The following is an 11,941-nucleotide window of genomic DNA, read 5'->3' on the forward strand; positions in this document are numbered from 1 at the left end:
TAACCTAAAATCACCACCCCCTCCTTAAATGTTAAAAACACTTAATATTTCAACCTAAACGTTAATTTTTTTATAAACTAAAGAAGCTGGTTTTATTTTTAACAAAATTTCCTTTGGTAATATTATTCAATTAATATAGATTTACGCACCAAATGAACAACGCTTTCAAGAAATATTTGCTTTTATTAAACATCCTGCTATTATCAGGATTGGCAAACTTGTACGCAAACTCGATTATTGACTATACACCTTTTACTCAGGAAAAGAATAATTTCGAGGGTTCTATTTCCCTTCAAACACAAACAGATTATCGAGTATTAGATCTTTCTTCAGAAAATAACAGAGGAAAAAAAACCTATAAAGAATTTATAGATTCTGAAACCTTTGAAGAAAACAATGAAGATAAATTAGATATCGATTTTAAATCATTATCATATGGTAGCCACTTAGCTACCATTTTTTATGCGCAATTATTAGATAGTTTAAACTGCGAACTTCAAGAAACTAAGCAACGCTATATTTTTAATTACAGCAAAATATCTTTACGCTTACACGCTAAATTTCAAGTTTTCATAATTTGATTACGCCATAAAACAGACCATCTTTCTAAGGTTTGTTTTTCTATTAAATTTTAAGAATTTCAATTAAATTATGAGATAACTCATCTAACCAACGATGCATTTATCTTAACGAATCATTTTATCTAACCATTTATTTTAAACAAGTAAAATCATGAAGAAAACCTTCATTTACATCGGTGCGTTCGTATTTTTGTTAAATACCAGCTGTGAAAAAAAACACGAAAAAAAAGCCGAAGAAGTTAAGTTCCTAGTCACCAACCCTATTAAAAAAGACACATCAATTGTAAAAGATTATGTATGTCAAATTCATGCGTATCAACACATCGAATTACGTGCCTTAGAAAAAGGATACCTAAAACAAATATTTGTGGACGAAGGTGAGCATGTTAAAAAAGGGCAACACATGTTTCAAATTTCGCCAAACGTGTATAAAGCCGAATTACAAAAATCAACTGCAGAAGAGCATACTGCTGAAATAGAACTTAAAAACACACAATTTTTAGCCGATAACAATGTGGTTTCCGCTAACGAATTAGCATTAGCACAAGCCAACTTAGAAAAAGCTAAAGCCGAAGTATTATTAGCAAAAACACATTTAGGTTTCACCGATATTAGCGCACCTTTCGATGGTATTATGGACCATTTAGAAGCTCGACAAGGTAGCTTACTAGACGAAGGTGAATTGCTAACAACTCTTTCCGACAACAGTAAAATGTGGGTCTATTTCAACGTGCCTGAGTCTGAATATTTAGACTACATTATGAGTACGGATAAAGGCGACAAAAAAGAAGTAGGACTCCACTTAGCAAATAACAAAACATTTAACCAAGTTGGTATTGTAGAAACCATTGAAGGTGAATTTAACAACGAAACTGGAAACATTGCTTTTAGAGCTACCTTCCCTAATCCCGATGGTATTTTACGCCATGGCCAAACGGGTAATGTCTTGCTAACTGTACCTTTTAAACAAGCCATTATTATTCCCCAAAAAGCAACCTTCGAAATTTTAGACAAAAAATATGTTTTTGTTATTGATAAAAACAATGTTGTTAAACAACGTGAAATTTCGGTTGAAGCTGAATTACCTCACTTGTTTGTTGTAAGCAAAGGGCTTTCAGTAAACGATAAAATACTCCTCGAAGGCATTAGAATGGTAAAAGATCAAGAAAAAATTGCCACAGAATTTGTAAAACCTAACGAAGTTTTAGAAAACTTAGAGCTTTATGCTGAGTAATTTTCACTAATAAATCTCAAAAAAATTATGTTTAAAAAATTCATACAAAGACCGGTTTTGGCCATCGTCATCTCGGTCATTATCGTATTTACGGGTTTGCTTGCTATCAACCAACTGCCCATTTCGCAGTTTCCGCAAATTGCACCAACAACCGTTAATATATTTATTGCCTATCCAGGTTCCAGTTCCGATGTATTGGTAAACTCGACATTAATCCCTCTAGAAACCGCTATTAACGGGGTACAAGGAATGCGCTATATTGCTTCTGATGCGACATCGGCGGGAGAAGGAACGTTACGTATTATTTTCGAACCAGGAACCGACCCCAACCAAGCCGTAGTACGTGTAAAAACAAGGGTCGATCAAGTAATGCCTTTGTTACCAGAATTGGTACAACGTGAAGGTGTTGTAATTACCCCTGTACAGCCAAGTATGCTAATGTATGTCAATCTTTTTAGTAAGAAAAAAGACAACGACGAGAAATTCCTATTTAACTACGCATACACCAAAGTTATTCCAGAAATTCAACGTATTAATGGTATTGCGTCTGCTAAAATTTTAGGAAGTAGAAAATATGCCATGCGTGTTTGGTTAAAACCAGATAGAATGCGGGCTTATAATATTTCTGCCGAAGAAGTTTTGGAAGCCATGGAAGACCAAAGTATTTTGGCAAGACCAGGGAGAATTGGTCGTAGTTCTGGTAAAACAGCACAATCTTTAGAATATGTTTTAACTTATGAAAACCGATACAGCGAACCCGATCAATACAAAGAAATCATTATTCGTGCCAATGAAGAAGGTGAAACTATCAGACTTTCAGATATTGCCGACGTTAATCTGGGAAGTGAATTCTTCGATATTTATTCTAATTTAGATGGCCAACCATCTGCTTCCATTGTCTTAAAACAAACCTTTGGAAGTAACGGTAGCGACGTTATTGCATCTGTTAAAGAAAAACTAGATGAGCTAAAAAAAGATTTACCTCCAGGAATGGATTTCCAAATTAGTTACGATGTCTCAAATTTCTTAGACGCGTCCATCGAACAAGTACTACACACACTACGCGATGCCTTTATTCTTGTTGCAATTGTTGTATTCTTATTCCTAGGAGATTGGCGTTCCACTATAATCCCTATTATTGCCGTACCTGTATCCTTAATTGGTGCCTTTTTCGTGATGCAAATGTTTGGGCTCTCCATAAACTTAATTACCTTATTTGCACTGGTGCTTGCCATTGGTATTGTGGTCGATAACGCCATTGTCGTCGTCGAAGCCGTCCATGTTAAAATGGAAGAGGAACACTTATCGCCATACAAAGCCTCTTCTGCTGTTTTAAGCGAAATTGGAGGAGCCATTATCGCCATTACTTTAGTTATGGTTTCGGTGTTTATCCCAACATCATTTATGTCTGGTCCGGTTGGGGTTTTCTACCGTCAATTCTCCATTACTATGGCTGGTTCTATTGTAATTTCGGCTATTGTGGCCTTAACCCTTACCCCCGTGCTTTGTGCCATGCTGTTAAAAAATAATCATGGTAAAAAGAAAAAATCTGTAATAGATAAATTTATCGATTGGTTTAACCGTGGTTTCGAAAAACTCACAGGGCGCTACGTAAATATTTTAACAAAAATTGCCGCACGACGCATTGTTACGTTCGGAATATTAGCTGTTTTTTGTGCTGGTATTTATTTTACCAATGAAATATTGCCAGCAGGATTTATCCCTAATGAAGATCAAGGAATGATATATGCTATCATTCAAACCCCTCCCGGTGCTACTTTAGAACGTACAAATGAAGTTGCAAAAAAACTTCAAAAAATATGTAAAGAAACAGAAGGTGTAGAATCTGTATCCTCTTTAGCTGGTTATGAAATTATGACGGAAGGTCGTGGATCTAATGCAGGGACCTGTTTAATTAACCTGAAATCATGGGGCGATCGTAAACACACCGTTCATGAAATTATGGAAGAATTGGAAGAAGAAACGAGAGATTTAGGTGCGGTAATTGAATATTTCGAACCACCTGCAGTTCCTGGTTTTGGTTCGTCTGGTGGTTTTGCCATGCGTTTGTTAGACAAAACAAATTCTACCGATTATCATAATTTTGAAAAAATCAACAAAGAATTTATGGAAGCCTTATCTAAACGTAAGGAAATAACAGGATTATTCACGTTCTTCTCTGCAAATTACCCGCAGTATAAGTTGAAAATTGACAACAAAAAAGCCATGCAAAAAGGGGTAACTATAGGCAAAGCTATGGAAAACCTTAATATATTAATTGGTAGTACTTACGAACAAGGTTTTATACGTTTTGGCCGATTTTTCAAAGTCTATACACAAGCTGCTCCAGAATACCGTGGATTACCTTCAGATTTGGAAAAACTTTACGTAAAAAATGAATCGGGAGAAATGGTTCCATACTCAGCATTTATGACGATGGAAAAATCTTTAGGTCCTAATGAAATTACACGTTACAACCTTTACAATTCGGCTGCCATTCGTGGGTTACCAGCACCAAGCTATACCAGTGCCGATGCCATAAACGCTATTAAAGAAGTAGCTAAAGAGCAATTACCAAGAGGTTATGATATTGGTTGGGAAGGTTTAACCTATGATGAAGCCAGACGTGGTAACGAATCCATTTATATTTTCGCCATTGTATTAATATTTGTGTATTTCGTGTTAGCCGCACAATACGAAAGTTTCTTATTGCCATTTGCGGTAATTTTATCACTCCCCGTAGGTGTTTTCGGTTCATTCTTTATGCTGAAAGCTATGGGACTCGCCAACGATGTTTATGCCCAAATTGGAGTCATTATGCTCGTCGGGCTGCTGGGTAAGAATGCCGTGTTAATTGTAGAATTTGCCGTGCAGAAACGAAAACAGGGTGCCACGATTTTAGAAGCCGCCATTGAAGGATCTAGAGCACGTTTCCGTCCTATTTTAATGACCTCTTTCGCCTTTGTGGCTGGTTTAGTTCCGTTAGTTATGGCTTCTGGAGCCGGAGCTATTGGTAACAGAACTATTGGTGGTTCTGCCATGGGAGGTATGCTTATAGGAACCATTTTTGGGGTTATTCTTATTCCAGGCCTTTATTATTTCTTCGGAAAACTAGCCGATGGCAAAGGACTTATTAAAGATGAAGCTTCAACAACCGTTACTGATGAAATTATGCATAGAAGTGAAAGTGAACATCAAAGTGAAGTGAATGCAGATAACATTAGCAAGATTAATAAATTATTGAAAAAACTCCTTAAAAAAAGAAACAATGACGAATAAAATAAATAACAAATTAAAACGCAGCCCTTTAGTATTGGCCTGCGTTTTAATACTAGTTTCGCTATTCTCATGTGCACCCACAAAAGCTGTAAGAGCAGTGAACAAAACTACACCGGAGGCTTATAAAAATCAGTCTTCCGATACGTTGAATACGGCGAGCATGGATTGGAAAAGTTATTTTACCGACCCTAATTTAACCGCACTAATTGATACTGCTTTAGCGAACAATCAAGAGCTTAATATTATGTTACAGCAAATTGATATGGCTAAAAATGAAATTAAAGCCCGAAAAGGCGAGTATTTACCTTTTGTAAATGCGTACGCTGGTGCGGAAGTTGAAAAAGTGGGCGAATATACTAGAAATGGTGCCGTTGAAAAAAACTTAAACGTTCATGAAGAAGATGCTTTTCCTGAACCTTTACAAGATTATTCCATCGGACTTTCTGCTTCTTGGGAACTTGATATTTGGAAAAAATTAAGAAATGGTAAAAAAGCAGCTGTTCTAGAGTATTTATCATCTATTGAAGGTAAAAATTTCATGGTTACTAATTTAGTATCAGAAATTGCCAATTCTTATTATGAATTAATGGCTTTGGATAGTCAACTCGCTATAATCAACAAAAATTTAGAGCTTCAACAAAATGCTTTAAAAATGGTTAAAATTCAAAAACAAGCTGCCCGAGCCACAGAGTTAGCAGTTCGTAGATTTGAAGCTGAAGTTTTAAAAAATCAAAGTAATCGATTCGAAATTAAACAGCATATTATAGAAGTGGAAAATACCATCAACTTTTTAGTTGGTCGTTATCCGCAGCATATTGAACGTCATTCGGATACGTTTATCACTCAAGACATTCCTATGATTAATGCCGGAATACCATCGCAATTATTAGAAAATCGCACCGATATTCGTCAAGCAGAATTAGAACTTTCAGCAGCAAAATTAAACACGAAAGTAGCAAAAGCTAATTTCTATCCATCGGTTGGTATATCTGCCGGTGTAGGACTACAAGCTTTTAAGCCTAAGTTTTTAACAGAAACTCCAGAGTCGCTTGTTTATTCTTTAGTTGGCGATGTTGTTGGCCCATTAATTAACAGAAATGCGATTAAAGCAGAATACGCCAGCGCTAATGCAAAACAATTACAAGCCGTTTACGAGTATGAAAAAACCGTTTTAAATGCTTTTGTTGAAGTTTCAAACGCGCTTTCTAATGTTGAAAATCTTAATAAAAGTTACGAATTAAGAGACCAACAAGTAAAAGCATTAAACGAGTCTATTGATATTGCTATGAAACTTTTTAAATCTGCTAGAGCAGAATACACCGAGGTTTTATTAACCCAACGTGAAGCTTTAGATTCTCAAATAGAAATTATTGAAACCAAAAAAGAACAACTTTTAGCTCATGTAAATATTTACAAAGCTTTAGGTGGTGGTTGGAAGTAAAATTAATAGTTAGTAGTGTTTTCAGTTGAAAAAAAGTCGTTTTACATCATGTAAAGCGGCTTTTTTATTTACACTTTAACAACGACAGTAGCATGAATAAACTCTAAAAAATAAACCCGCGGTAATCAGCCGCGGGTTCTTTCATCAATCAAAAAACGAACAGTTATTTTGTAACTGTTTGTAATTATTATTTAGTCGTAAAAAATGTATTTTACTAACCTAAATAGGTTTTAAGTATTTTACTTCTAGACGTATGTTTTAATCTACGAATAGCTTTTTCTTTAATTTGACGTACACGTTCACGTGTTAAATCGAAAGTTTCTCCAATTTCTTCTAAAGTCATTGGGTGTTGGTTTCCTAAACCAAAGTATAAACGAATAACATCGGCTTCACGCGGTGTTAATGTTTCTAAAGCACGTTCAATTTCTGTACGTAAAGATTCGTGTAATAACTCACGATCTGGATTTGGCGATTCACCAGAATTTAATACATCATATAAATTAGAATCTTCGCCCTCTACTAAAGGCGCATCCATACTGACGTGACGTCCAGAGTTTTTCATAGATTCCTTAACGTCATTAATAGTCATATCCAATTCTTTTGCAATTTCTTCTGCAGAAGGTGGACGCTCATGACTTTGCTCTAAGAAAGCAAATGTTTTATTAATTTTATTAATAGAACCAATTTTATTCAATGGTAAACGCACAATACGTGATTGCTCTGCTAATGCTTGAAGAATAGATTGACGAATCCACCAAACCGCATAAGAAATAAATTTAAAACCACGAGTTTCATCAAAACGTTGTGCCGCCTTAATTAAACCTAAATTTCCTTCATTAATTAAATCGGGTAATGTTAGTCCTTGGTTTTGGTATTGCTTAGCCACCGATACAACGAAACGTAAATTAGCTTTTGTTAACTTCTCTAAAGCGATTTGATCACCAGCTTTAATACGTTGCGCTAATTCAACTTCTTCATCTGCAGTAATTAAGTCAACCTTTCCAATTTCTTGAAGATATTTATCCAACGAAGCGGTTTCTCTATTGGTAACCTGCTTGGTAATTTTAAGTTGTCTCATTTATAAAATATGTTGTTTTTAGGATTTTTCCTTTTATGTATTCATTAGTTATACGTACAAACATTGATAAATGTTACAGTAAACTTAAAAAATATTTTTATATTATTATTTTTAGACTCGATAGAGAATAAAAAGTCACATCGACATATGTCAAGTGTTTTAAGCAAATTTTTATAATGTATCCAAAGGATTAGGTATTTAATAATACAACAAGGAGCAAGAAACCCGTAGGTTTAATTACAGGTTTGCCTTGCTCCGTGAAATTTGTGGCTTATCCTTATTTTGTTATGCTAACATTTGTAAAATATAAGTTCCAATTTCCTCTTCGTTTTTTATGTTCCAAGGCTAGTGTTATACCGTTAAAATCCTGATAGTTTTCGAAAGTAGTGGTCATACTTGGTTTAGGCCTGTTTCCTTTTCTATAAATCCATTCTTTAATTAAAAAATTATCATCATAGAAAATGTCATAGGCATCACCTGGAGTGTATCCACCGTTTTTAGAATAAATTAAAGTAATTTTGTTTAAAACCTCATGACTAATTTCTGTTTTGGTTTTAATAGGTTTCAAAATAGTGGTTCCTGTATCCCAAACTAATTGAAACGGAATAAGTAACCAAAATTTATCGTTAATAAAATTCCGATCAATAATCATACTCACAGAATCTAGTTTAGAGCGATTGTAGCTAATGGTATCGGTTTCCGACATAAAAGTGACATCGTTTGTTTTAGGCTTCCAAACCCAATGCCTTTCAAAGTGCTTATTATTTTTATCAACATTAAAAGTATAAGCAATTTCTGAAACATTTTTCCATTGTTCAAAACCATGAGCATTTGCTATTTGTTCTGCTGTAAGTAAAGGAATTGGTATATTTGGTAACACTTCTTTTTTCTTGCAAGCCGTCATTAATGAGATTAGAATAAGGGGGTAGATAATATTTTTCATAAGCTGGTTGGTTTGGGTAAAGATACTTTTTTAGATTACAAAAAAAACATTATTTTCAAAAAAAACAAAACCAATTTTCGAATTAAAAACAACAATATCAATACATTACAACACATAAAATTGTTTATTATTTTATTTACAATAAAATAACTAAATAATATAAGCTATTACCTACATTGCAATATTATAAAAGATTCATCTCTGTTTGAAATTATTCAATTAGGAGATTTATAGAACAAACTACCGCAACTAAAGGGCTTAATGTTTATGTTTAATTAAGTTAGGAAATTTAGACTTAAATCTATTTAGCCTTGGCACGGATACATTTTTAATATATGGATGGTCGGGATGCAAGCGCTCGTAATTTTGATGATAATCTTCGGCTTTCCAAAATTTTTGAAATGGGTATACTTCGGCGGCAATTTTTACACCTAATTTTTTAGCTAAAGCCGATTTCTTTTTTAAAACAATCTGTTTTTGTGTTTCATTCTGATAGAAAATGATAGATCGATATTGAGAGCCACGATCGTTACCTTGTCCATTAACTTGTGTTACGTTCTGCGAACCAAAATACACATCTACTAAAGTATCAAAGGTTATAATGTTTGGATCGTATATGACCTCTACAGCTTCGGCATGTCCTGTTTTTCCAGTATTACTTGCTTCATAAGTTGGATTTTTAGTATGTCCACCAGAATAGCCAGAAATGGACTCCTCTACCCCTATTACACTTTCAAAAATAGCCTCTACACACCAAAAACAACCACTTGCAAAATAAGCACGAGCTTTACCGTTTTTAATAGGAACCTCTACTGGTTTAAGCGTTTCTATCTGCTTTTTTGTTTTTTTAGTTTGGGCTGTGTTTTGACAACTAAATAACAATGCGACGGCTAGTATTGGAATAATATGTTTCATAAATTGGATTTATTTTTTGGATTAGACGTAATAAAACTAAAAACCTTAGGTTCTAATTATAAATTAATAACAGCTACAAAAATACAGTTTAAACGATATTTCTCTAAAAACATGAATTTTATTAAAACGAACTCCTTCAAAAAACAACAATAACAGTTTATGTTAAAGCCTAAACCATTTAAAACAAAACTGTTTTTTGCCCTAAACTGTAAATTAGCAAACATGTGCGTTAGGGATTGAACGGCCTGTTTGAGCTCCCGACCCAAGGAGGAGCGAGTAGTGAAAGCCCGACCCTTTTCGGGTAACGCCCAAATAACAGTTTAAAACCCGATGCCTTTTATTTTTTTGTATTCTAAAATGGCTTTACTATCGGATAGCAGCGATACGTAATAACACACGCTGGATAGGCGTTTGTAAAGGCTGCTGCTGGTACCGTTTATGTTTTTTGGCAGGCTCTTTAATATCAATTTATCGTAATTAGATGCGGTGTTGTTAAATCCGTTATTTACAGCTGTAGCGTAGGTGTTTAACAGGGTGTTTATGACGCCGTAACCTGCAATTTCTTTATCGATAACTTCGGTGGATTGATAAATATTATCGATACTTATTTTTATAATGTCTTTTATTTGAGCGTCGTATTGGCTTTTATCGAGCAACCCCGTACTAAAAGTACCGTTTAAAATGGCGTCTTCGTTTTCCATAAAAATGTTTACAGCTTCGTTTATTAACGAGCCAATGGCCAGTGCGCGCAGGTAACCTATGCGATCTTCTTTGGTGGACAGTGCGTAATAATTTTCGGGTTTTATGTTATGACGAATAATTTTTGAAAGGTACTCGAGCGCATATTCTTCTTGAATAAGGCCGAGGTTTATGCCGTCTTCAAAATCGATAATGGTGTAACAAATATCATCGGCTGCTTCTACTAAAAAGGCTAATGGGTGACGTGAATAACTTAGATCGGTTTCGCTTCGTTTTAGCAAACCTAGCTCGCTGGCAATATCTTGAAAGGCTTCTTTTTCACTTTGAAAAAAGCCGTATTTTTTATCGGCTATATGCTTTGATGGCTTTTTGGGTAAGGATTCTTTTGGGTATTTCATAAAAGCGCCAAGGGTGGCGTAACATAAACGAAGTCCACCTAAACGCCCAACACGATCTTCGGTTAAAATTCTGAATCCGTTAGCGTTACCTTCAAAATCGCAAAGATCTTGGTATTCTTTATCGGTTAACTGGTTTTTGAAATTTTTACCTGGGCCTGTTATAAAAAATTCGCCTATGGCTTTTTCTCCCGAATGTCCAAATGGTGGATTTCCAATATCGTGCGCCAAGGCTGCGGCCGCTACAATAGCTCCAAAATCGTTAGCTTGATAACCTAGTACACTTTGTAAATGCGGGTGTTTTTCTAATAGTTTTTTACCAACCGAACGGCCAAGCGATCGGCCCACAACACTAACTTCTAAACTATGGGTGAGTCGGGTGTGTACAAAATCGGTTTTGGATAATGGAATAACTTGTGTTTTATCTTGTAAGCTTCTAAATTCTGATGAAAAAATAATGCGGTCGTAATCGACTTCGAATCCTAAACGGGTTTCGTCTTGTTCTTTTCTAATGCGTTTATTGGTATCGCCAAAGCGTTTTAAGGATAGTAATTGTTCCCAGTTCATGGTAAAATTTTATATGCAGGCAAGATAACATTTCCTAATAAAAAATAAATAAAAATTCGCTTAACATTAAGGTAACCTTTTAATTACTGTTGTTTAATAATTACATAACCTTCCAGTTATGTTAATGCCTTTATTTTGCAGAGCAAAATATTTTTATCGAAACGCAATGAAACACTTTTTTTTAATTACCGCTTTTTTAATGTCTGCAATTTCTTTTGCTCAAGACAACACATCTATTAAAGGAAATATATTGGATTTAGACGCTAATAACACCCCCTTAGAACTGGCTCGTATTTCTATAAAAGAAACCGGTGACAAAACCATAACAGACGAAAACGGTAACTTTAAATTTGAAGGCTTAAATCCTGGCACTTACACCGTATCTGTTAGCTTTTCGGGTTACGAAACCAAAACAATAAAAGTTAGTGTTACTGCTAATCGCCTATCGAAAATAAACGAAACTCTTAGCCCAGAATCATTATCTTTAAATGATTTAATGCTAACCTTTGCTAACGTAGATGCACAAGAAAAACAAACAAATACAGCTTCTAACAACTAAAGTGTTTTTTTAATAAAAACATTATAAAACAGCCTTCTTAAAACGGAGGCTGTTTTTTTTATGCGCTTTAGTTTCGCTTTACCTAGCCCAACTTAAACACTCTAAAAAAAACCTTCAAAAAACATCACATTTCCCAATGTTAACTAATTGTAACTAACTACAATTCTAAAGAAACACTTACATAACATTTATATAACACTTTTGTTACAGTTGTTTAAACTTGAATTAACACCCTATTAAGAATGTCGTG

The 11,941-nt window shown here is 34.6% G+C and carries 9 protein-coding genes; 5 read left to right on the plus strand and 4 right to left on the minus strand.

Annotated features, from left to right (window positions below):
- Positions 1-152: 152 nt before the first annotated feature.
- The 4 genes from FQU21_RS15260 (at position 153) to FQU21_RS15275 (ending at position 6,535) form a co-directional block, all read left to right on the plus strand.
- Entirely contained in the window at positions 153-581 is a 429-nt protein-coding gene (locus FQU21_RS15260; protein WP_147678876.1) for a hypothetical protein, read from the plus strand.
- Positions 582-732: 151 nt separating this feature from the next.
- Positions 733-1,815 (plus strand): efflux RND transporter periplasmic adaptor subunit, encoded by a 1,083-nt coding sequence (locus tag FQU21_RS15265; RefSeq protein WP_147678877.1) that lies wholly within the window; start codon positions 733-735, stop codon positions 1,813-1,815.
- A gap of 27 nt (positions 1,816-1,842) precedes the next feature.
- A complete protein-coding gene (locus FQU21_RS15270; RefSeq protein ID WP_147678878.1) occupies positions 1,843-5,094 on the plus strand; it encodes an efflux RND transporter permease subunit in 3,252 nt (1,083 codons plus the stop codon).
- On the plus strand, positions 5,084-6,535 hold the full coding sequence (locus tag FQU21_RS15275; protein ID WP_147678879.1) for a TolC family protein: 1,452 nt from the start codon (positions 5,084-5,086) through the stop codon (positions 6,533-6,535). The genes FQU21_RS15270 and FQU21_RS15275 overlap by 11 nt, the downstream gene beginning before the upstream one ends.
- 214 nt (positions 6,536-6,749) lie before the next feature.
- Here the strand turns inward: FQU21_RS15275 and FQU21_RS15280 are convergent, their stop codons facing one another.
- From FQU21_RS15280 to FQU21_RS15295, 4 genes are all read right to left on the minus strand, one after another.
- Positions 6,750-7,613 (minus strand): sigma-70 family RNA polymerase sigma factor, encoded by an 864-nt coding sequence (locus tag FQU21_RS15280; protein ID WP_034041378.1) that lies wholly within the window; start codon positions 7,611-7,613, stop codon positions 6,750-6,752.
- A 277-nt stretch (positions 7,614-7,890) separates the two neighbouring features.
- Positions 7,891-8,556 carry a hypothetical protein gene (locus FQU21_RS15285; protein ID WP_147678880.1) on the minus strand — a complete coding sequence of 222 codons (666 nt, stop codon included), beginning with the start codon at positions 8,554-8,556 and terminating at the stop codon, positions 7,891-7,893.
- A gap of 258 nt (positions 8,557-8,814) precedes the next feature.
- Positions 8,815-9,471 (minus strand): peptide-methionine (S)-S-oxide reductase MsrA, encoded by a 657-nt coding sequence (gene msrA, locus FQU21_RS15290; RefSeq protein WP_147678881.1) that lies wholly within the window; start codon positions 9,469-9,471, stop codon positions 8,815-8,817.
- Between the two features lie 320 nt (positions 9,472-9,791).
- Positions 9,792-11,132, minus strand: coding sequence for a deoxyguanosinetriphosphate triphosphohydrolase (locus tag FQU21_RS15295; RefSeq protein WP_147678882.1), 1,341 nt, complete (start codon positions 11,130-11,132; stop codon positions 9,792-9,794).
- A 166-nt stretch (positions 11,133-11,298) separates the two neighbouring features.
- Here FQU21_RS15295 and FQU21_RS15300 point away from each other — a divergent pair, with 166 nt between their 5' ends.
- On the plus strand, positions 11,299-11,691 hold the full coding sequence (locus tag FQU21_RS15300) for a carboxypeptidase-like regulatory domain-containing protein (RefSeq protein ID WP_187269398.1): 393 nt from the start codon (positions 11,299-11,301) through the stop codon (positions 11,689-11,691).
- Positions 11,692-11,941 lie beyond the last annotated feature (250 nt).

It is taken from the genome of Algibacter pacificus, from assembly GCF_008033385.1.
GTDB lineage: Bacteria > Bacteroidota > Bacteroidia > Flavobacteriales > Flavobacteriaceae > Algibacter > Algibacter pacificus.

Coding starts and splice junctions, on each gene's coding strand:
- FQU21_RS15260 (WP_147678876.1), top strand. CDS start 153: ATGAACAACGCTTTCAAGAAATATTTGCTTTTATTAAACATCCTGCTA.
- FQU21_RS15265 (WP_147678877.1), top strand. CDS start 733: ATGAAGAAAACCTTCATTTACATCGGTGCGTTCGTATTTTTGTTAAAT.
- FQU21_RS15270 (WP_147678878.1), top strand. CDS start 1,843: ATGTTTAAAAAATTCATACAAAGACCGGTTTTGGCCATCGTCATCTCG.
- FQU21_RS15275 (WP_147678879.1), top strand. CDS start 5,084: ATGACGAATAAAATAAATAACAAATTAAAACGCAGCCCTTTAGTATTG.
- FQU21_RS15280 (WP_034041378.1), bottom strand. CDS start 7,613: ATGAGACAACTTAAAATTACCAAGCAGGTTACCAATAGAGAAACCGCT.
- FQU21_RS15285 (WP_147678880.1), bottom strand. CDS start 8,556: ATGAAAAATATTATCTACCCCCTTATTCTAATCTCATTAATGACGGCT.
- msrA (WP_147678881.1), bottom strand. CDS start 9,471: ATGAAACATATTATTCCAATACTAGCCGTCGCATTGTTATTTAGTTGT.
- FQU21_RS15295 (WP_147678882.1), bottom strand. CDS start 11,132: ATGAACTGGGAACAATTACTATCCTTAAAACGCTTTGGCGATACCAAT.
- FQU21_RS15300 (WP_187269398.1), top strand. CDS start 11,299: ATGAAACACTTTTTTTTAATTACCGCTTTTTTAATGTCTGCAATTTCT.